The organism is Luteolibacter rhizosphaerae, from assembly GCF_025950095.1.
GTDB classification, from domain to species: domain Bacteria; phylum Verrucomicrobiota; class Verrucomicrobiia; order Verrucomicrobiales; family Akkermansiaceae; genus Haloferula; species Haloferula rhizosphaerae.
Map to the genome: position 1 here is coordinate 63,100 of NZ_JAPDDR010000007.1, position 22,131 is coordinate 85,230.

The 22,131-nt window shown below is 59.3% G+C and carries 15 protein-coding genes and 1 tRNA gene; 6 read left to right on the plus strand and 10 right to left on the minus strand.

The genetic code is table 11. From position 1 onward, the window contains the following. Window positions 1–11: 11 nt before the first annotated feature. Entirely contained in the window at window positions 12–1,070 is a 1,059-nt protein-coding gene (locus OJ996_RS14245) for a M42 family metallopeptidase (protein ID WP_264514282.1), read from the minus strand. A 335-nt stretch (window positions 1,071–1,405) separates the two neighbouring features. Here OJ996_RS14245 and OJ996_RS14250 point away from each other — a divergent pair, with 335 nt between their 5' ends. The 5 genes from OJ996_RS14250 (at window position 1,406) to OJ996_RS14270 (ending at window position 4,328) form a co-directional block, all read left to right on the plus strand. Beyond that, window positions 1,406–2,176 (plus strand): SDR family NAD(P)-dependent oxidoreductase, encoded by a 771-nt coding sequence (locus tag OJ996_RS14250; RefSeq protein ID WP_264514283.1) that lies wholly within the window; start codon window positions 1,406–1,408, stop codon window positions 2,174–2,176. 88 nt (window positions 2,177–2,264) lie between these two features. Then, window positions 2,265–2,350 (plus strand) — tRNA-Tyr (locus OJ996_RS14255). Window positions 2,351–2,518: 168 nt separating this feature from the next. Continuing rightward, on the plus strand, window positions 2,519–2,983 hold the full coding sequence (locus OJ996_RS14260; RefSeq protein ID WP_264514284.1) for a hypothetical protein: 465 nt from the start codon (window positions 2,519–2,521) through the stop codon (window positions 2,981–2,983). A gap of 778 nt (window positions 2,984–3,761) precedes the next feature. Then, complete coding sequence (locus OJ996_RS14265; RefSeq protein ID WP_264514285.1) at window positions 3,762–4,055, plus strand: hypothetical protein; 294 nt, start codon at window positions 3,762–3,764, stop codon at window positions 4,053–4,055. A 69-nt stretch (window positions 4,056–4,124) separates the two neighbouring features. Beyond that, entirely contained in the window at window positions 4,125–4,328 is a 204-nt protein-coding gene (locus tag OJ996_RS14270; RefSeq protein WP_264514286.1) for a hypothetical protein, read from the plus strand. Here the strand turns inward: OJ996_RS14270 and OJ996_RS14275 are convergent. Beyond that, window positions 4,320–4,544 (minus strand): hypothetical protein, encoded by a 225-nt coding sequence (locus OJ996_RS14275; RefSeq protein WP_264514287.1) that lies wholly within the window; start codon window positions 4,542–4,544, stop codon window positions 4,320–4,322. The genes OJ996_RS14270 and OJ996_RS14275 overlap by 9 nt on opposite strands. Before the next feature lie 14 nt (window positions 4,545–4,558). On the opposite strand from OJ996_RS14275, the gene OJ996_RS14280 reads away from it, so the two are divergent. Beyond that, window positions 4,559–5,233 (plus strand): ATP-binding protein, encoded by a 675-nt coding sequence (locus OJ996_RS14280; RefSeq protein ID WP_264514523.1) that lies wholly within the window; start codon window positions 4,559–4,561, stop codon window positions 5,231–5,233. Window positions 5,234–6,107: 874 nt separating this feature from the next. Here OJ996_RS14280 and OJ996_RS14285 read toward each other — a convergent pair. The 8 genes from OJ996_RS14285 to OJ996_RS14320 form a co-directional block, all read right to left on the minus strand. Then, window positions 6,108–12,251 (minus strand): RHS repeat-associated core domain-containing protein, encoded by a 6,144-nt coding sequence (locus tag OJ996_RS14285; RefSeq protein WP_264514288.1) that lies wholly within the window; start codon window positions 12,249–12,251, stop codon window positions 6,108–6,110. Between the two features lie 44 nt (window positions 12,252–12,295). Continuing rightward, complete coding sequence (locus OJ996_RS14290) at window positions 12,296–14,113, minus strand: glycoside hydrolase family 35 protein (protein WP_264514289.1); 1,818 nt, start codon at window positions 14,111–14,113, stop codon at window positions 12,296–12,298. A 113-nt stretch (window positions 14,114–14,226) separates the two neighbouring features. Beyond that, complete coding sequence (locus OJ996_RS14295; protein WP_264514290.1) at window positions 14,227–16,968, minus strand: RCC1 domain-containing protein; 2,742 nt, start codon at window positions 16,966–16,968, stop codon at window positions 14,227–14,229. Window positions 16,969–16,985: 17 nt separating this feature from the next. Next, window positions 16,986–17,234, minus strand: a complete 249-nt coding sequence (locus tag OJ996_RS14300; protein ID WP_264514291.1) for a thrombospondin type 3 repeat-containing protein — start codon at window positions 17,232–17,234, stop codon at window positions 16,986–16,988. Window positions 17,235–17,628: 394 nt separating this feature from the next. After that, on the minus strand, window positions 17,629–18,189 hold the full coding sequence (locus tag OJ996_RS14305; RefSeq protein ID WP_264514292.1) for a cupin domain-containing protein: 561 nt from the start codon (window positions 18,187–18,189) through the stop codon (window positions 17,629–17,631). Between the two features lie 69 nt (window positions 18,190–18,258). After that, window positions 18,259–19,752: a LamG domain-containing protein gene (locus OJ996_RS14310; protein WP_264514293.1), complete on the minus strand. Its 1,494-nt coding sequence runs from the start codon at window positions 19,750–19,752 to the stop codon at window positions 18,259–18,261. A gap of 38 nt (window positions 19,753–19,790) precedes the next feature. Beyond that, the gene (locus OJ996_RS14315; RefSeq protein WP_264514294.1) at window positions 19,791–20,711 is read right to left on the minus strand and encodes a LamG domain-containing protein; all 921 of its coding nucleotides are present in this window, start codon (window positions 20,709–20,711) and stop codon (window positions 19,791–19,793) included. A 19-nt stretch (window positions 20,712–20,730) separates the two neighbouring features. Then, window positions 20,731–22,074, minus strand: coding sequence for a LamG-like jellyroll fold domain-containing protein (locus OJ996_RS14320; RefSeq protein ID WP_264514295.1), 1,344 nt, complete (start codon window positions 22,072–22,074; stop codon window positions 20,731–20,733). Window positions 22,075–22,131 lie beyond the last annotated feature (57 nt).

The following is a 22,131-nucleotide window of genomic DNA, read 5'->3' on the forward strand; positions in this document are numbered from 1 at the left end:
TTGTTACGGCATCAGAATTTCCAGTCGCCCTTGTCCAGCTCGCAGACACAGGCCACGAGGAGATTGATCGAAGCCTCCAGGTCCTTCTTGTTCACCGTCTCGATCGTCTGGTGAATGTGCCGCGTCGGCACCGAGACCGCACCCGCGATCGAGCCACCGGGCACCATCCGCTGCAGGCCCGCGGTATCCGTGCCGCCCGCCGCCAGGATCTCCGGCTGCCACTTGATCTTGTACTTGTCCGCGGTCTTCTTCATAAAGGCCACCATGCGGTAGTCGCAGATCACCGAGCTATCCATGATCTTGATCCCCGCACCCTCGCCCAGCGCGGTGCAACGCTCCTGCGGGGTCGAGCCGGGAACATCGTAGGCGATCGTGGTATCAAGCCCGAAACCGAAGTCCGGCTTGATCTCCAGCGCGGAGACATTCGCGCCGCGCAGGCCCACTTCCTCCTGCACGGTGAAGACGGCGTAGAAATCGTAGGCAGGCTTCTTGCGCGACTTGCTCAACGCGCGCAGCGCCTCGATCAGCAGGAAGACGCACACCCGGTTGTCGAGCGACTTCACGTTCACGCACTCGCCCAGCTCCAGCAGCGGGCTCCAGCGCGTCACCGGGTTGCCCACCTCGATGTATTTCGCCACCTCCTTCTTCGGCAGGCCGGTATCGATGAAGTAGTCCGTGATCTTCGCCGGCTTGTTGCGGTCCTCCGGCTGCATGATGTGCGTCGGCTTGGAGCCCATCACACCCAGCAGGTCTTTCTTGCCGTGAACGATCACGCGCTGGGAAGTCAGCGTCTTCGGGTCGAACCCGCCCAGCGGATTGAAGCGGATGAAGCCCTTGTCATCCACATGCGTCACGATGAAGCCGATCTCGTCCATGTGCGCCGCGGCCATCGCCCGCTTCGCGGAGGACTTGCCCTTCTTCAGCGCCACCACGTTCCCCATGTTGTCCACCCGGATCTCGTCGGCTAGGCCTTCGATTTCCTTCAGGACGAGTTCGCGGATCAGTTTCTCAAATCCCGGCGCACCGGGGGCTTCGCACACACGGGAGAGCAAGGACACATCAATGGCCATGGGCCGCACGCTAGGAGGCAAGCCCCGGACGTGAAAACCAGAAAACCACCGTTTTACCGGGTTTTTTCGCCTTTCGCCACCCATGACCATCTCCCCGCAAAAGAACCGGAAACCCGAGGATCTCCGCCATTCCCGGGGAAGTCGCATGAATGCGCGACCCCGACAAAAATCCCTCCCCTTGGCACCCGCCCTCAAAAAGGGCCGCATTTCTGCTACCCCAGCCGGGTGGGTCGACCCCCGCAGCATGACAGAATTTGCATTCAAATGGCTATCTGCGGCATTTTGAAACGCGGTTGGCTCTTGGCCGCGTAAGAGCAGCCCGTTACATCCCCGCCATGTCTTCCACCCTTCCTCCTTTCCGTCTCGACGGCCGCGTCGCCTGGGTCACCGGATCCAGCCGCGGTCTCGGTCGGGCGATCGCCGAAACCCTCGCCGCTGCCGGTGCGAAGACCGTCGTGAATTGCTTCGCCAGCCGCGAGCAGGGGGAAGCCGTCGTCGCCGCCATCAAGGCCGCCGGTGGGGAAGCCATGCTGGTCGCAGGCGATGCCACCGATGAGGCGGAGGTGGACCGCATGGCCACCGAGATCGAAGCCGTCTTCGGCCCCGTCGATATCCTCGTCGCGAATGCCACCCCCTTCCAGCCCATGAAGAAGCTGGAGGAATACACCTGGGCCGAGCACGAGTCGATGCTCGAAGCCTTCATCAAGAGCCCCTTCATCCTCACCAAGCGCCTCGCCCCCTCCATGAAGGCCCGCAAGCGCGGCCGGATCATCAATATCACCAGCGAGGTCTACCACATCAGCATGCCCGCCTTCAGCGCCTACGTCGCCGCCAAGGGCGGCCAGATCGGCTGGAGCCGCTCGATGTCGAACGAGCTCGCCCCGGACGGCATCACCGTGAACACCGTCGCCCCCGGCTGGATCCCCGTGGAGCGCCACGACAAAGTGCCGGAGGAGGACAAGGCCGGCTACCTCGCCACCATCCCGCTCGGCCGCTGGGGCAAGCCCTCCGACGTCGCCAATGCCGTCGCCTACTTCGCCTCTGAAGAAGCCGGCTTCGTCACCGGCCAAACCCTCATCGTCAGCGGCGGCCGCACCCCATGGTGAACCCCGGAAAAACCTTTTCTAACAGGGAAGGATTTTCCCTTGCCAAAAACCGGGCTGCCCCCTAGTTCTCCGTCCCCGCCGAAACAAAGGGTAGGTTCCGGAGCGGCCAAACGGGGCAGACTGTAAATCTGCTGTCTTACGACTTCGCTGGTTCGAATCCAGCCCTGCCCACCATCCTCGCTCTGAGAGGGTTACGACGAAAAAAGGGCATCCCCGCAACGGGATGCCTTTTTCGTGGCGGTGCACTAGCGGTGCACTCCTCTCCTTCACCTGTCGAGCGGTGGCGCTTGATCGGAAACACGGTCTTGCAACGGGACGCCCAAGTGGCCAACTAGCCTCACCATGAAGCTCCTCCCCGCATTTGCCGCGCTGGTTCTCGCGTCCTGTAGTATCACGATCACCGGCAACCTGTATCCGGTCGACGGTCAGCTCTCGAAGACGGTCCCCGTTCCGGTGATTCCTCTCAAGATTCACAACGTCGAGAGAAACAGCGGAACGGTGGACATGGTTCTGCCGTCTGGCGAAATCTGCAAAGGACATTGGAGCGTTGCAGCACCCCGTATGGTGGGCACCGCCTCAACAACCGCTTCCGGCTCGATCTCGAGCGGATTGGACAGCGCGTTCATCTCGATGCATGGCTCCTCGTTCATCAACGTGGCGCGGCCAGGGGTGAACAAAGGCCAAGCCATGCTTGTAGGGGATCGCGGTTCGGTCATCGAGTGTGCGTTTTTGGTGGGAAGCGGAACCGCCAGCGGCTACGGAACAGCCAAGGACAACAAGGATAACGTTTTCAAAGTGATCTTCTGAGAAGACTGGCTCTCGGCGATCCTGCTCCCTTCTGCGCCATCACCGCTTCCAGCCGGCCACGGATCCTCTCGATCTGTGCCATTCACTGCGGCGGAAGTGTGGTCGCGGCGACCATCACAGGCCCGCCTCCCGGGCCGCTATGCTCGACCTCATCGGAAGACATCCCCAAGTGCTCTCCGACCATCTCCAAAGCGCGGAGCTTGTCCGCAAGCTTGAGAGTAAATCTCCCGGCTTTTTCCCAACCCCACCCCGCCATGCGCGCTGGATAGTTTCGGGGAGCTTCTCGATATCCTCCGGGCTGCTGATCCTCCCGCAGTCGATGGCGGCAGGATCAACGAGGTATTCCAATCAGAACGCGCGCTGCTTTGCGGTGAGTTTCAGTCCATGCTACTTACTCCCACGCGCGGCTGCGAGAGGAAGGGCATGTGCTAGCCCCTGCCTGAGCTCTATGGATCAGTGCCAAACTGATTCGACTTCATGCTATCGTCCAGACCTAGCCAAAGCTCGTCAGGGAGCACAGAGAGGATCTGCGCCACAACTCGGCTACGCCAAGACTTTCCGCGCTCAGTCCCCCCTCTACTTTCCAGATTGTCGTTACGGAGTGCCTCTGCCACCGATGAGGCCGCTTGCTGAATGGCCTCCCCACACACCCGTTCGGAAGAGATTGGGATGGTAATCTGATAGATGCGATCTGTGCGATTGCCCTTTTCCTGTTGAGACGCGTGTCTTATGGCAACGCGATCTAATCCGGAGTTGCCGGGGCTGTTAGGCTCGGGCCGTGAAGTTCACCGCCCGCCATGCCCCCGACTCGTTGGAGTTGCTCAACTTGCGCCAATCGATCATCTCGGAAGCCTGCCGTCATTGCGGTTGCCGGTCCGCCATGACTGCACACGGCTTTTTGAAGGGCATCTCGGTCTCCGGCGTCGGCACCGATACCCGCGGTCTGCGTTTTTTGTTCCAACCGCTATTCGCATCAGGGCTGCGGACGCACCTTGTCCGTGCATTGGGCGACCGTGATTCCGCGCTGCTCGCTGCCGACACTCCACCTGCTCGAATTCCTGAGCGCGATTGACGCAGGCGACACCGTGCATGGAGCTTGGGCCGGCTCCTCCATTTGGATCTCCCTCAGTACTGCCTACCGTTGCCCACCCGCTGGAATAGCTTCCTCTTCAACAACGTCCGCTGCGAAGCTCCCCGCGATCTCCGCGGCATGACCATCTCCATCCGTTACGACCGCTACAAACCGGCTTCCGCACCCGTCATCTATCACGAGGGCCAGCGACTCGGCAGCGCCGAAGCCCTAGACGCCGTCGCCAACGACCGCCGCCCGTTCCCATCATTCTGACATTCCACCATTCCGACCATGATCCGCACCTACGTCGGACTCAGCAAGAACCCCTTCATCATTGAACAGGGAGACCCGCTCCTCGAACACCAGCAGCGCCACTTCGACATCGTCAAAGTCCACACCCAGCAAGGCGGCCTCTGCCTCATCCTCAGCGAACCCGGCACCGGCAAATCCGTCCTCAAGAACGCCATCATCCACCACGATCCCAAACACTGGATCACCCCGTCATCAACCGCTCGCTCCACACCTGGCACAACATGCTCCGGCTCCTGTGCCATGCCTTCCAGCTCGAAACCGACGGTTCCGACCACAAGTGCGAGGAACGCCTCATCCACGAAGCCAAACACCTCAACGCCAAGGGAAAACTCATCGTCCCGATCATCGACGACGCCCACCTCCTGCCCATCGACGCACTGCGCAAGCTCCGCCTGCTCCTGGAGGACTTTCCAAAGAACCATAACCTCATCCTCTTCGGACAATCCGCTCTCAACACCACCCTCCAGCTCTGCATCAACCACGACATGCGCTCGCGCATCACCTACTCGGCTAAGATCGATTCACTCGCCCCGCACACCATCACCGACTTCATCCACAGCCAGCTCGACCGCGTCGGCCTCCCGCACCACACCTTCACCGCAGCCGCGGCCAACCTCATCATCCGCAGCTCCGAAGGGGACGCTCCACGCGGTCAAAAACCTCTGCATCGGCGCACTCATCGAAGCCGTGCGCGACCGCACCAAAACCGTCGACCTCAAACAGGTCAACGCTGTCCTCCTCCAGCCCCACTGGCGGCACAACCAGCAGAACGAACCCGCTCCCCAAGGCATCGTCTTCACCAACCAGCCGCCCCTTTTCCCAGAGCCTCTAACAACGCCCTCCTCCAGACTAAAACTTTCCGGTGAAACGGAGGCCGGCTCTGCGGGGACGCAACCGCGCCAAGGGATAGCCGGGGCCGACGGCGCAGGGCAATCCGCGTCGCAACACAACAAGGGCCGGGATCGCGCACCTCGCGACCCGGCCCTTCATGTCGTAAAAGGCCCGCTTCAGCCCAAAGCCCAGAGCCCGAGGCCCATGCCTCAAAAAATCCAAGCCCGCACGACCGCCAGCGTCGTACCTCGCGCGGACCAGTACGATCACCTGGGCCGCATAGTACGATGTCAGCCCGGCCATCGGATCAAAATCTCCCGATGTCAGTTTGGAAAACCGACTCGATGTCAGCTCGGCCCGTAACACCTTTGCCCGTGAAAGGAGGCGCAACGAGTTCTTGAAAGCGTCTTCGAGTTCTTGAAAGCGTCTTCCACGGTAAACGAGGCCATGGAGTACGGGACGGCGCTTTAGGAAACCGCAAGCCACAGGGTGTTCTGCCAACGAGCAGCCGTTCGTATTCCGTTCGTCAAAATGGGTTGGCACGACCAATGCCATTGGTTGGCGCGTGAAGTTCACTTCGGCCAAGGGCAGATATTTAGAAAAACTGCGGTGACGTGGAGATTGAGTTCATCCCTCCCTCTGCTTTCGCTTCGTCGAAAGCGTAACGATAACAAACAAAACCCACGGAAACGATAAGAAAAAATAAAAAATATAATTCCAAATATTTATCAATCCAGATTCTTCAGGATAGCCGAAAAAGGCCGATATTACCATACCAAAAACAACTCCCAGCAGAAGCTTAAAGCAAAGCCGGGCCGTTCTGCAACGCCTCTTAACAATGAGGATAACACAGCATGCGATCCATCCAATCAAGGAAAACCATCCGAAAAACTGAATAGTCATAGAATCTCAGTAAACAGGCCTCCCATCGTCTGAGTCACTCTTTTCGGTGAAGCTAATTTCCTCACTATCAATGTTGAATGGGTCACCATAGAACATCAACCATCCTGCAAAAGTTTTAGCATGTCCCACCAATCCTCGATTCTTAGAAAGATCAAAGTCAAAATCAAACTTATCTCCCACGTCGAATGAGCCGCTTGCGGTCCACTCCTTCTGGCCTGACGTCTCGGTGCGACAACATACAACCCCGCGCGCTTTGATATTAAAATGACCAACAGAATTATTTGCCCGATGAGAGAAAAAAGTTTTCTCGATATTGAAATTCTGACATCCCCCATTCCTTGTAATGTCCATCAAAATGGCAGGCATTCCAGCGAATTCCCTGACGGACCAAATTGGCAGCTCATCGTCTTCTGACCTGGTAACATGAATAACATCACCGTAAGAAAGAGTATAAGTAACGCCACGACCCTCAAGATAATGACGAAGAAATGCCCGGAGAAGATAATCCCCATCGTAAGCCCCAACTAGAGGTTCAAATAACCGACTGATCGGATCCCCACCCGGACCTACTCCTTGAGGCCTCGACTCATTAGTTCCCGATAACCCTATATAGTCATACCGATTGGTTAAATCATTTTCCGCTACCCCATAGAGATTGACCCCTCCATTTTCCTCAATGGGATCCTTAGACAGCCATCTTCCCTGTTCAGATTGATAATAGCGATAGCCATAATAAAACAACCCGCTCTCAGGATCCCTATTCTTCGTCGAAAATCCATACTCACTTGGCCACACCCCTTCGCTCATCACCACATTGCCGAAAGCGTCGTATTCGCGACGAGCTGTCGGGGCTGTAGCGTTGCTCTTGGTCCACGCCACGATGTTCCCATTGCCGTCGTAGGACGGGCGTTCATACACCAGTCCGGACATCGTGGTCTGAAGCAGAAGTCCGCCCACGCCCCCGGCTCCTTGCAAGGAGCCGGAGAGATCCGTTCCCCAGGTGTAGCGGGTCAGCGCCGCGGCGGTGGAACCGGTGGCCGCGCTTGAGGAAGTTCCGGAGAACTCCGTGACCGGATTCCAGCCATCGTAGAGCCAGCGGCGGCTGTTCACGAAGGTCGGGCTGCCCGAGGTGCCACCTTTCCAGAGGTGGCGAGCGATGCGGTGACCCTGCCAGTCGTATTCAAAGACCAGCCTGGTGAAGCTCATGCCCGCGGTAACGGCCTTCGCGCTCGTCTCCATCTTGATCAAACGGTTCTCCGCGTCCCAAGTATATACCCATCTTCCCTCGTGGGTCGAGGTCGAAGTGTCATGACCGTCGCTCAAGAGGTTGCCATCGGCGTCGTAGGTCGGTGTCGTACTCGCCTTCGCAAACCAGAACCGGTCGCTCGATGAAGGTATGTTGGTGCTCCGCTTGGTCACGACCTCCTTCCAAACCGGTGCTGCGGCATTCGATACGGGCGAGAGCTCACTGTAGTAGATATCCCCGATCTCGCTGGTCGGCTCATTGTTCACCAAGATATCCCAAGCAGCATCAGCCCGGCCTATGGCGGTGCGGCTGCCGCCAGTCGTGACGGTGCCGTATTGATTGAGGGAATTCGGAGTGTAGGTGTGATCGCCCAGCACTCCGGAAGCAGAGCTAAGACGGTTGCCGATTCCATCGTAGCTGTAACTCGTGCCGAGAGGCGGCACCAGGGTGCCGGTGGAGGTCTTCCGCGTGGACGAGACCACCTCGGAGCGGTCGTTGTAGCCATATTCCCAGCTCGATCCGTCCTGGAAGGTGTTCTTCACCCTCCGCCCGAGGCTGTCGTAGCGGTAGGCGTGGGTCGTGAGTTGCGCGGTGCTACTCCCGAGGCGCTGGCTGCGGATGCCGGTCAAGCGGTTCCGGATGTCATGGCTGCGGGATTCACGGAACCACGAGGTCCCGGTCGTGGGGATGCCCGTCTTGTTCTCCACCGTCGCGATCAGGGAGGAGTCCGGGTGATAGGTATAGATCGCGCTTTGCACCCCGTTCCCCACGAGACCGTCCTGAACATTTCCCAAGCGCCCGGCAGCATCGAACTCGTAGGTAATCTGCCTGAGGTAGGTGTAGCCCGAGCTGGTCGTCGCTCCGGTCTCCCGGAAGCCGGGGGAGCGACCGGCACTATCGAGATCCGTGTAGTGGATGCCGCGACCGGGAAGATACTTGTGGATGGTGAGACCGGAGCCGGTGGCGCCGCTGTAGTAACGGGAGCGCAGATCCTGCTTGCCGGGCATGTAGGTCATCACCTCCGAGCCAAGGCCGGTCTGGGTAACATTCCCGGGTCGGCCCAGGCGGTCGTAGGCGCCCAAGGTGACATCGGGCGTGCTATCGGAGTAGTTGATCCCCGTGAGGTCCCCAAAACCATTATAAGTGTAATCGGTCGTGACCCCGCGTGCCCAGGTCCTGCGTTCGATCTTGCCGGAGGAGTAGTAGGTGTAGGTCACGGCCTGATTGGCCGCATCCTTCTTCGACAGGAGCAGACCGGTACCATCCTGATAGATCCACTCGGTCGGGTCGGAGGTCGTGGAATCCCGCCAAGTGAACATCTTCTTCTTCGCACCGTAGACGTCGTACTCGTAGGTGACCTTGTAAGTGGCTGTTCCGGCTTCTTCGGTCACTTCCCCGCGAGGAGAATAGGCGAAAGTTCTGGTGCCGCCCTGGGGATCGGTGATGCTCTGGATCTTCCCGGAAGCCACGTGGGACGCCGGGTAGTAGCGGTAGGAGCTCGTCTTGTTGCCGTGGTCGGTCACGGACGCCAGGGAACCATCAGCGTGGTAGCCTTGGACGGTGATCTCCCCGCGCGGGGAAACCGATTTCACCAAGCGGCCGAGCCCGTCGTAGAAGTAGGTGGTGGCATTGGTGGCATCCCTACCCCGGCTCGAAACCGTCAAGCCGTTGATGTTGGTGGCGACCTGCGTGTTGGTAACTCCGGTGATCGTCTCAGTAGCCACACGACTTTTGTTTGCCCGGTTGATGGTGACCACGATCGTGGTGGTTTTGCCGTTGGGAGCGATCCGAACCGACTTGGCGGCGTTTCCTTCGGGTTCCCCGTGCAAGCACTCCTTTGAGATCGTCGTCACCGCCGTCGCCGAAGAGTTTGCCCCATCATACTGCTTCGAACTCGATACCGACCACCAGAAGCCACCTTCGTAGGAATAGTAGCGTTGCGTCTCGGCGACCCGGTCCATGCTGTTCGTGGTAAGGCTGGTGCCGGAGTCGGCAGGATCATCGCGACCCGCAAGAACCAGCGAGGAGCCTATGCCGTATTGATATAATGTGGTTCCATCCGGGGCGGCCACCGAGGTGAGCAGCGAGAGTCCGGGTTCGTAGGCATGTGAGGTAAAGACCTCTCCGGTCCCTGTAGGGCTGGGAGTGGTGATCTTGACCGTTCGTCCCGCCCAATCCTTCTCGGTAATCCGATAGCGGGGGGAACTCACGAGATCACCGATGGAAACCTTGGTCGTCATGTTTCCTGTCGAGAGCACTGCGTACTCATAGGCTTCATCCACCACCGAAGTGCCGGAGATCGCGATCAGTCTTCCATCGAAGCGTCTGGTTTCGACTCGGGTAAGCCCTCCCGGCAGCACCACTGACTCGTTCCGGCCTCCATTGGGATAGGTGTAGGTGGTCCTCGCACCATTTGGGGCAACACTGGTGACGAGCCTCCCGGCCAAATCGTAGGTCTGTGAAGTGCTGATCGCGAGTCCTCCTCCGGACTGGGTGAGAACGGTGTTTCTGCCGGAGTAGATATACGAAGAGACCCGGTCCGGCTGGGCGTAGGTCCCCGTGATTCCAATCGTGGTTACGGAACTCACCCGCCCGATCAGATCGGTGAGAGTAACGGTTTCAATCCCGTGCTCGTCCCACTCATGGGTTTCCGTCCCCGAGGTCTGGTAGATGTGGCGGACGGTCCGGCCGTCTTTCTTCTCGATGGATTCCCTCACGGAACCATCCAGCCAAAGCGTGGGATACTCGTAAGTGCTGGTGGTGGCCAAAGACCAATTGGAACTGGCGTCGTAGATCCATAGCTCGCGCCGATGTAACCGGCCCTTGAGATCGGAGATCGAGACCAGCTTGGTCGATTCCAAGGGGGTCAGGCCGCCTTCAAGAATCTCGACATCCGTTCGCCGGACATGATTCGCCGAGGTACCCGTGCCGGTAGTGTCCACGGTAAAGCTACCCGTGCCAGCGTTATAGGCTCCCATCTCGTAACCACTGATTGTACCGGAGCCCAAGTCGTCCACCGATGCGCACGTGGAGCCGGACCAAGGAAAACCGGGGACCTTGTAGGTGTAGTAGCTGGTGTAACCTGCGTCACTGGCAGCCGCATAGGTGTCTTCCGCCGTTCCATCCAGCTCGGATGAATCCGGCAACCATGAAGTAGGTATCCCCGCATCCGACAGGATATCGGTTAGAGCGATCACCGGAAAGGGTTCCGTGGCGGTGGACTTCCGAATGGTAATCAGCTTCGAGGTGCCAGGTAGGGTCGTGATCCGACTCTCCTCCTCATACCCGTTGGGGCCGAAGTCCTCGGAGTAGAGGATTGTGGTGCTCTCGGAATTGAGAGCGTTCGCGTTGTCCGGGAGCCAAGGTTCCTCGGGGCCGGGTGTGGTGGGGCTATTCTCCCATGGGCGAAGGATCTGCTTTTGCAGACCTTTCCAGTCCGGCTCCGCCTCGCTCTCGTTCCCGGTGTAATAATGATAATGAACCCACGATTCATCCGGTTTGATGATCGTTTGGACTTTCCCGAAGAAATACTGATGGGGAATATATGTGGTCTGCAGTGAGGTCTCGGCATCGATAAATTCGTTGTTACTCAGCAGAAACTCACGCGAACCCGTGACAACCCCTGCCTCCCTCCGGACCTGATAAAGGTAAGTCTTTATCGACTTGGAATAGAGCACGCCGTCGCGGTTCTCGACCACGGTATCAATCCGGTGCCAAACCTCGTCTTCTTCGATCCAAGCGAAAACGGAGGTAACTTCGGTCGTCCGCAGGCCATTCTCTTCGATGATCCGGTAGCTCTGTCCGTCGCTCCCGGTCGAGACCATATCGCGGGTGTAGGTCGTGCCGCGCATCCCCATGGTGATGGTGCGGACACCGCCCAGATGATCTCCCGAGACCGCCGCAATCGGAAGATACTTTACCGTCTTGTAGGGCAGCGCTCCGGAATTGATCGTATACAGGGTGGACGGGTGAACCGGTGCCGCGAAATCGTTTATCTTGTAATAGCGGAGTTCCGTCCCTCCTCCGGAGACCGGATGAATATCGACCAATCCAGCGGCAGATGCGATCTGCTGCAACGCGCCTCCGCCATCCTCGACTTCTGCCAGAGTGCTATCCACCTCGGGATTCAAGAGATAGAGGTTCGAGGCAGACGCCAGACTCGGCGCAATCGGACCGGAGAGACCGATTGCTCCGACTTGGGTGCCCTGTCCGCCCGTGCCCAGATTGGTGGTGGAATAGAATGAAACCGGATTGATCGAAGCGGGCTGGCCGCCTGTTCCCGGTGCCACGTCCTGTGAACCGGCAGGAATACCGGGAGTGCCGCCTCCGACCGAGGTGCCGCCGGATCCGTCATCATCCGGTTCCTCGGTCTCTTCCTCGCTGGTCTCTTCGACGATGCGGACCTCGTAATCCACGGATTTCCCGTTGGAGAGCGCGAAGTTCAAGCCCTTGTTGATCGTATTGGATCTCGTCCACGGCCCGAATTCCGGTTCATCGGCGCGTCTGCTCCGGACCTCCAGCTTAACTCCGGAGCTGCAGCCTACCGGCGTCAGGGTGATTCTCATCGAACTCTCACAACCCGAAGGGAGCATATCCGAATTCGCCGTCGCTACTCCGGAGATCTTCGAACTCTTCCTCGCCTTCGCCACGACATCCGGCGGCGTGGAAACCACATCGCCCGGATCCGGCCCGGGGACTGATTGGGTTGCACCTCCGGTGAGGGAGACGGCAAGACTGCCATTCTTGATCGCGGCGGAAGCGCGGAACTCGATCTCTACCAGCCCGGCATCCGTGCAAGAGGATCCGCCGCACTGGGCAAAAGTGGCGGCAGTATTCCCCATCAAGAGGAAGAATGCGACTGCTGGTAAGCCCCAGACGCGAGCGAGTGACTTGGGAAGGGTCATGGGATTAAATTCTTGAATTCTGAAAAGGGATAGATTCGCGATTCTTAGCGTCGCTTTGGCTTTGGTCTGTCGGCACGGCCTGCCCAGATCTGGTGGCCGACCGTCGGGATCCGGAGTTGCGGGGAGGGAAGCTCCAATTCGAGGAGAACCACCTCGTTCTCGCCGTCCTTTGAAAGCCATGCCGCCGGCACGAAGATCGTGTTGCTGGGACCGGCGCTCCAGTAGCGGCCCAGGTTCCTGCCGTTCAGCCACACCACGCCACGCCCGAAGCCCCGCATATCGAGCCAGGTATCGACCGGCGTGTCACAGCGGAAGCCTCCCTTCAGCAGAGAAATGCCGGAGGGGGCGGCCTCGCTCTCTGCAATCACCCGGTAGTCCACCTCGGGAGGGCGGTCTGCGGGAATCACGCGGTGCCCCAGATAGTCCGGCTTGGCACCCGCGATCTCAGGCAGGCTTTCCAGCCCCTTCCGCTCGCCATCCATGACGCCGAAGTTCGCCCTGCCCATGTTCTCCACCAGGAAATCGATCCGATGGGCACCCTCGCCCGCCTTGATCGCGATCGGCTGGCCCTCGGCCGACCGACCACCCGTGCCCAAAAGCGATCCATCCATCAGGACCGACACCCGGTCCTTGACGAGCGAAAGATCCAAGCTCGTCTCGAAGGGTCCGGACATCGCGGCACGATAGAGGATGAATCCGTTGGCCAGACCCGCATCCTCCATGGATGGCAAGGGTGATTCCGCGGCTTCGGGAGCAAGGGCCGCGAAGAGATCCCCGCGCTGCTTGAACTCGATGGCACCGATCCCACCGGCAGGCACGGAAGCAGGGACCTCGGGCAAGGTTTCGTCCTTCAGATGCTTTGCAATGATCTGGCGGAAAGCATGGTACTTCTCGGTGGGACGGCCTGATTCGTCCAGAGGTGCATCGTAGTCGTACCCACAGGTGGTGGGCCGATAGCGGCTCCCTTCCAAATTGGCACCGGTCCACATTCCCCGGGTGGTGCCGCCATGGAACATATAGAGGTTGAACGAAGCCTTTCTCTCCATCATCCAGGCCAAAGCCTCGGACTTTTCCTGGAGGTTTACCCGATGGTGAGGACGCTGCCATTGGTCGAACCAACCGACCCAGAACTCCGCGGTGAAGAGAGGTTGGTCCGGGGCTACCTTCTCCAACTGGCGGAAGGCATCGCCGGCATCCCGCCCGAAGTTCACCGCCTTCACCATTCCCTGCATCCCGCCCTTCTCCAAAGCCTCCGACATTGCCATGTCGCAGGTGAAGAGCATCCCGCTATATCCACCGCCCCTGAGGGCCGATTGAAGCTCCTGGAGATAAGCCTGGTCCGCGGCGAAGTTCGCGTACTCGTTCTCCAGTTGGACCATGATCACCGGCCCTCCCTTTGAGATCGAAAGAGGCTCGATCATCACCGCCATGCGCTTGAGCCACTCCTTGGCCGGCGCGAGGTACCTGGCGTCGGTGCTGCGAAGCTTCACTCCCTTCTCGGCAAGGATCCACGCGGGGATGCCACCGAGATCCCATTCGGCACAGACATAGGGGCCGGGCCTAACAATGGCCTTCATGCCCTCCTCGCCGCAGATCCGGATGAACTGCGCCACATCCTTCTCGCCACTGAAATGGAACTCGCCGGGTTTCGCCTCGTGGTAGTTCCAGAACACATAGGTGCAGATCGTGTTCAGGCCCATGGCCTTCGCCATCCGGATCCGGTTCCGCCACTCTGCTGCCGGCACCCGGCTGTAGTGGATCTCACCCGAGCGGATCTGGAAGGGCTTGCCATCGAGAAGAAACTGCTTCTGCCCCACCTCGAAGGACCCGGCCTCAACCGGAGCGATCGCTCCAAAAAACATTGAAGCCACGCACGATGATGCGAGCCAGGCCGGGCGAAGGACTTTCGCTGCCTCGGCAGCAATCCCGCGGATCAGGAGACCAATCATGAGCTGGGCGAGTTCGGGCCGGGGATTCACTTCTCCAGAGGAGCCCACACGAAGATCTGCCCCGTGGCCGAGGGCAGCGGAATGGTCTCCGGCTCAAGGGGATTGGTATCGGAGGCGTCGGGTATACCATCGCCGTCGGTATCCGAATCCATCGGACTCGTCCCCAGATCGAACTCGTCTTCGTTGCTCAGGCCATCGCCATCCGCATCTCCGCTCGGAGTCGCAGAGATTGTTCCGAAGTGTTCCACCTCCCACCAGTCCGGCATTCCATCGCTGTCGTGATCGTATGGCACACGCAGTCGGATCGATTTCGGAACGGAAGTGGCGCTATTGAAGTCCAAGCCGATCTGGTTGATCTCGATGTCCCCGTAGCTGTCCGGCCTGAAGCTCCACGCAAAGGGCGCCATCGCATCCACATTCATCTCGATGCCTCTGGAGTAGAAGAAAGAGGAATCCATCGCAGCATCACCGAGGGCATAGGATCCGGAGATGATCACATCGCTGCCCATGGGGACCACCGTGGCATCCGCCGGGGACATGGTGAGGACGGGAGAGGCATGCTTCCGGTTCACACCGGGCACGACAATCGGCAGGCCCGGGATTGGAGCGACGTTATCGGCCAATGCACCGAAGGGGTTCCGCCCCCATGCGGAGATCCGGCCATCTTCCTTTAGCGCGAAGCTCGTGCCGCTGCCGTTGGTGATCGCTTTCGCACCATCAAGCCGGGTGACTTGCACCGGAGTGAGCTGATTGGTAACGCCGTCGTTTCCTATCTGACCCGCGCCATTGTAGCCCCATGCCCACACCGTTCCATCGCTCTTCAATGCCATGGAGTGAGAATACCCGGCCTTTACCGCCACAACATCTGTCAGAGTCCCTGCGCGCACCGGAGTGCTGCTGCTGCTCACGGTTCCATTTCCTAGATTACCGTAAGAGTTGATTCCCCATGCCCGGACCTCTCCGTTATTCACCGCCAAGGCATATGAGACACCCGCACTGATGGCGGTGACATTGCTCAGACCGGTGACTTTCACAGGTGAGAGGCGGGTGGTCGTGGTGCCATCCCCCACCTCTCCGGCGTAGTTTCCTCCCCAAGCCCAAACTTCGCCACTCTTCAGTGCGAGGCCGAAATAGTCGCCAGCGCTGACATCACTCACCCCCGAGGTGAGAGTTGAGACATTTACCGGGGTATTGGAGGATACCGCAGCCCCATTGCCGAGCTGTCCGTCGTATCCATAGCCCCAGCTTTTCACGGATCCATCGGCAAGGAGGGCGAGACTGTGGACACTTCCGGCGCTCACCTTGATGGCGTTGTTGATCCCGCTGACTGCGACGGGGACTGCCGAACCGTTATCGTTACCGCTTCCAAGCATTCCCTCCCAGCCCTCGCCCCAAGCAGCCACGCTTCCGTTAGACCGCCGCGCGAGCGAGAAGAAGTCTCCCGCGCTGACTTCCACCGCATCCGTGAGATTGGAAACGGGCACCGGGAAAGAACTGGCTCCCATATTACCATCCCCGAGCTTTCCTCCATTGGCTCCCCATGCCCAGACTCCGCCGTCCTGCCGCAATGCGAGGACATGCTCATATCGCGAGGAAATGGCACGCACAGGACCGAGCGCCGGAACTTGCTCCGGCACCTTCCGGTCTTGGGGCACCCCGTCACCAAGCTGACCGAAATCGTTGACGCCTGCAGCCCAAACGGTCCCGTCTTCAGTTACGACGAGAGAGAATGCACCGAGGGGAGCCGAGAGACCCTCCACATTCGATATCGCCGTGAGCTTCTGGGGAATGTCGGGGCTGTCCAAGGAACCAATTCCGAGCCGTCCGTCGTTGTTACTTCCCCACGCCCAAGCAGACTTGTCGGAACCACGAATCGCCATGGAAGTGAAATACCCGGCACTGATCTCAGTCACTCCGGTAAGATTTGACACGTTTACCGGGCTGGAGCTGCTTCCGTAGGTACCATTACCCAAGGCATGCCAGCCCCACGCTTTCACCGTGCCGTCGGTCATCCGCGCCAAGGTGTGATGAACACCGGATGAGATTTGGGCAACGCCTGTTAGCCCCGGGACCGTAGTAGGGGTAGATTTATGACCAATCACCCCAAGTCCTAGCTCTCCGACCCCCCCGGAGCCCCAGGCTTTCACCGACCCGTCTGAAAGTATCGCGAAAGTGTGGGAACCTCCCGCGGAAATACCCACAGCGCTCTGTCCGAGAGAAACGAGTTTAGGAAGATTCGAATCCGTCGCAGTGCCATCACCCAGTTGGTAGGTGTTGTTGCGACCCCAGGCATACATGACCCCACTGCCTAGCAGCGCTGTCGAAAATTCCGTTGCCGCATCAATATCAACAACCCCTGTCAAATAGGAGGATCCAGCCGCGTCCTTAACCTGTACGGCCAAGGAGCTGTTGGTATTGCTGCCCACCCCTAGCTGCCCGTAGTAGCCTGCTCCCCAAGCCCAGAGGGTGCCATCATCCTTCAAGGCAAGGCAATGGTTGCCGCCAGCGTCAATCTTCAAGATTCCGGTTAGAGGGCCGCTCGACGTCGAGACTTGGACCGGAGCGCTGCTATGGGTGGTGCTGTTATTGCCCAATTGCCCGGCGGAATTGTTACCCCATGCCCAGACGGTGCCGTCTTCTTTCAGCATCACGCTGTGGTAGATGCCGCCGGAGATGACCTTCTGCTCCGCCGCTGATGCGGAGGCAATGGTGAAAGACGCGACGAGACCAATCGCCGCTAGATTGAAGCCCAACAATGAGGAAGTCATGGTTCGCAAACGAAAAATTAGTGATCCGCGGGATCGTTTGGATTGGTTCCTACCTGCATTTCAGCAAGGTTGCTAACCCCATCACCATCAGGATCATCCGAATGAGATTGGTCGCGGAGATTGCCGAAATGCTGCCTCTCCCAATCATCGGGAAGACTGTCAGCATCGGAATCTTCGATCTCCCCGGCCGCCGATACCGGCTGGGCGGTGATTGCCCCGAGCACTACCACGCATGAGATTGCAACGGTTCGAGCAGCATTGGCCACGGACGCTAGTCCGAAGCGGCATGGAGAGGATCGCTTCATAACTATGCATGCGTTACGTAAAACTGCATCAATCGGTCAACCGCTATCGTCGGCCATCATCTGATATCACGGAAATTTGCGCGAAGTGTAAATACGCCGCCGGAGAAATGTCTGATTTCACTTCCCCTTATCTAACGATAATCCGTATTTTTGCGCAGCTGTATGACTTCGCTAGTTCGAATCCAGCCCTGCCCACCATCCCCTCTCCGAGAGGGTTCCGACGAAAAGAGGCATCCCCACCAAGGGATGCCTTTTTCGTGGCGGTGCACTGTCCCGGTACACTCGGTGATGCTGTCGCTCTCGATGCCGTCGGCGGCAAGTCGTCGATTCGCTCCCGGATCCCTGGCGGATGCGATCACATGGGTCGGCCGAGGAAGACACACAGGATTTTCGCGTCCTTCGAGCCGGGGTTGAAAACGCGGTGATCCACCTCGGCGTCAAAGTAGGCGGCATCACCTTCTTTCAAGACATGGCTCTCGCCGTTGTATTCGAAAGAGACACCGCCTTTCAGCACGATGAGGAACTCCTCGCCTTCGTGGGGCATGGCTTCGCGGCGTCCACCGCCTGCGGGGACATCAAGAACGAAAGGATCCATGTTCCGGTCCGGGCGGCCATGGGCAAGCGCGTGATAGCGGATGTCCGACTGATCCCGGTCGCGCTCGATCTCCTTCCGCTCCCCGGAGCGCACGATGCTCAGCTTCGGCTTGTCATCGAGCCCTTCGAAGAGCTCGGACATGCTCATGCCGAGGGCCTCGCACACCTTCGCGAGAGTGGGTAAGGAAGGAGTTACCCGGAAGTTCTCAACCTTCGAGAGAAGGCCCTTGCCAAGCCCCGAGATCTCCGCGACGCGATCGAGAGTGTAGCCCTTCGACATCCGGGCGGATCTGATCCGGGAAGCCAATTCAACAAGGTTCATTTCAGGAAACCCTCGCCGGAGCCTCGGGCAGGGTCAAGACCGGCCCGAGACCAGGCGAGGGATCTCGTCTCACGGAGAAACTGCGTCGAAGCGGAAAAAGCGTTTCGGCGCCGAAGTCCCGGACAATAAAAGCCGGAACTCACCGGCGCTGGCAGCCGCAGAGGCACCGGGACTCGCCGGTGTCAGCCCGCTCCAGCTACCACCGAGCAGCGTGGCTGAAGTGGCAGGCTTCAGTTTGAGAGTGAGCGTGTTGTCGGCTTGGTTTCGGGCGAGCACCGTATCGCCGGGCTGAGGGCCCGAGAGATTTGTCAGGATGTAGTCCACCGCAGCCGCCTGACTTGCCAAAGGATCGGTGAAGGTCTGCTGCACCTCCTCGCCGTCTTTGATCTGGTCGCCATCGGTATCCGGATCGTCGGGAACGGTCAGATAGACCACCAGCTCCTGGTAATTGGTAAGTCCGTCCTGGTCGTCATCGGCACTATCCTGCACCAGATTGGCGGTGATGGTGACCGAGGCAGCGACGGTATGCGTGAATCCTTCCGGCTGGCTGTTGAAAGGTGCCGCCCAGCCCGTAAAGATATACCCAAGCCCCGGTACCGCCTCGACGGTGATCTGCTCGTTCAAATTGTAGAGCCCGGTCCCGAATGCTTGTCCCCCGGCGGGATCGGAAGATTCCACGCTCACGAAGGCCTTCCCTGCTGCCGCCAGATTGTCATCCAGCGCTAGGGAACTCTGACCGCGCTGGTAGAGCTCGATCACCTCGTTGGTCTTGAGCGCCCGGGTCCAAATACCCACCTCGTCGATCATGCCATCGAAAACGCGGATACCACCGCGAGCTGCTCCGATGTTGAGCGATGCTAGATTCATGTTCGTGCTCGGGCTGGAGAGTGTGCTCCCTGCCTTCACCCCATCGATGAATACGTTCAGTTCGGTGTTCGATCCGTTCTGCGAGAAAACATGGGCCACGTGATGCCACTGTCCGTTGCTCACGCCGGTGTATGAACTGGTGGCATTCTCGCCGATCCACGAATTGTAAGCATCGCCATCCGCCGTCCCGGTCCCGAAGGACACGTCGAAGTTGGTAGCGCCTTCGAAGACGTAGTCGCGCAGGACATCCGCCGCCGTCCCGGTATTGTCGGCATCCGGAGCGAGAAAGAACCAGGCTGAGATCGTGAAGTTCGCTCCTAGTGTGGCAGAGTCCAAGGTAGGAATATTGAACCACCCGCTACCCGCAGTACCGGACGCATCGTTCTTGGCGAGGTTGAGAGCATTGCCCACCAGCAGATCGGAGCGATCAGTCGTGCTGGCAACTTCGGCACCGGCGAAGGTGGCACTACCCGCAAAACCGGCCCCGGTCCCCTCCGCCGGAGTTACACCATAGGTAGTGCCGTTGCCGTAGCTGCCGTTGTGGGTGGCTCCGCCGCCCACTTGGTTCGTGATGCCCGCCGTGCCGCTCGCTTCAAAGTCGTAGTAGGCGATGAGGTTGCTCGCAAGATCGGCCCGGGCAGGGGAAAGAGCGGCGATAGCTCCGAAGACGATCGGATAAAGTCGCATGGAGTTCATAGGAAGATTAAGGTTTATAGGGTTCTCAGATATCGGGCTCAGTTCCTTCTGCGGCGTAGGAGGGCTAGCAATCCGATGCCACCGATCAAGGCGCTGGAAGGTTCGGGAACGGGTAGACCTGAAAGTCCGCGCTGATAGACACTGTCCGGGTCCGGTCCATTGATTTCGTCCGCTGTAAGCGCACGGTCCCAGACCGCGATTTCGTCGAGCATGCCATCGAAGACCCGGATTCCATTGCGCGCGGCACCGAAGTTCAGCGAGCTGAGGTTCATGTTGGCAGTCGGCGCGGTTATCGTCGTGCCGACTTGGCTTCCGTCGATGAAGACCCTCAGCTCGGTATTGGAACCGTTCTGCGTGAAAGTATGGACCACATTGTGCCACTGCCCGGTGGTGAGGCTGGAGGTCGAGGTGGAAGCACCTTCGCCAACCCAAGAAACGAAGGTGCTTCCGGCAGCGGCATTCGTGCCGAAAGAAGCATCGAAGTTATTGCCGCCCTCGAAGACGTAGTCCCGCAGGATGTCGCTGCTCGTGCCGGTGTTGTCGGCATCCGGAGCCAGCATGAACCAGGCGGATATCGAGAAGTTCCCACCGAGAGCCGTGCTGTTCAAGCTGGAGACATTGAACCAGCCGCTTCCGGCAGTGGAGCTCGCATCATTCTTTGCCACATTCAGCGCATTACCGACCAGCAGGTCGGAGCGGTCGGTGGAATTGGCTGGTTCCGCGCCTGCGTAAGACGAGCTACCGGAGAATCCGGCACCGGTTCCAGCAGCTGGAGTGACCCCGAAGGTCGTCCCGCTGCCGTAGCTGCCGTTGTGGGTGGCTCCGCCACCCACTTGGTTTGCAATACCTGCCGTGCCGGTCTGATCGAAGTTGTAGTAGGCGATCAAACCGGTGGTGAGCGCAGCTTGGCTGCTGCTGACAAGCGCCGCGAAGGCACCGATACAAAAGAGCTGGTTCATGATTGGGAGATGTCTGTTTTCAGCGATTCGTAGTGCGCAGGATGTAGCTGTTCACCGTGTTCGAGGGCGCAGGGAAGCTCAGGTTCCACCCGTCCCCGGAAGGAGTGATCGAGGCGGATGGCGAGCTCAGATTGATCGGTTGAAGCGGCCCCTGACCCGCCGTGCCGCTCAAGGACAGGAAGAGACCGATCTCGCCGTTCGCGGGATTTCGCTCGACCCGGGGAGAAGAGAGCGCGATCACACCGGCTTGATTCGGCGAGAGATTGCTTCGCACGAAACTGACCAGCAAGGCGTCGCTGCTTGTGGGACTTGTTCCCGTGATCGTCACTTCGTCGCCGTCGGGAATCTCGTCGCCGTCGCTATCCGCATTGTTGGGTTCGGTTTGATAGACGACAGCCTCCTCATAGTTGGTCAGACCGTCTCCATCGGAATCAGCCGTGTCCTCGCTGAAAGTGGCGCTCGCAGTTACACTCGCGCTCGCAACGTAAGTGAAGGAAGCTGGCTGCCCGGTGAAGCCATCGCTCCAACCTGTGAAAACGTAGCCCGGCCCGGCCGAAGCGACAATCGGCACGCTGACACCTGCACTGTAGAGCCCGCTCCCGCTCACTGTTCCTCCGGTCGTTGGACTTGCACTGAGGGCGATGTGATATTTGACGGAGGTCAAGGTCTCTCCCTGCTCGCCACGTTGGAAGGTCTCGAGCGCCTCTGCTCCACTCAAGGTCCGGTTCCAGATTGCGACCTCGTCGATCGCGCCGTCGAACCAACGGTCATTCGCCGTCCGGTAGGTTCCGATGTGAAAGCCGTTGGCGGAGCCCAATGTATTTCCGGCTGGAATCACCATGGTGTTTCGCAAAACACCGTCGATGTAGATGGTGATCGAACCGGCCGCCTCGGCGGTGGCGGGAATCGAGGCAAGCACCACTTGATGCCAAGTGTTGGCGGTCGCGGTGTCGGCGAGCTGGAAATCCGCCGAAGTATCCGTGCCCGGGACTACATCGGCGAAGGCCTGATGATTCGTGTTCGCGGTGTTACTTGCCTCGCGCAGGCCGAACGAGATCGGAAAGCTACCCGAAGTTTCAAAGACCATGAAGCGACCGGTCGGGGCAAGGTCAGCCCGATACCATGCACTCACCGACCAAGGCTGGTTGGGATCGACGATGCTGGTTACATCCAGGTAGTCGCCCGCACCGTCGAGAACCAACGAGCCGGTCCCCACCTTCACGGCCCCTCCGGCAATCGCAGCGTTCCCTTGAAGCACCCCGTTGTAGGCGGTTCCGCCGCTGGCCGACGCATGATTTGCAGTTCCGCCTTCAAAGTCCCAGTAAGCGACCAAACTGTCGGTAATCGCCGCTGGCGCTAACATGGATCCCGCTATGGAGATCGTCAGAAGTGAAGAGAGATTCTTCATAAGAAAACAAGA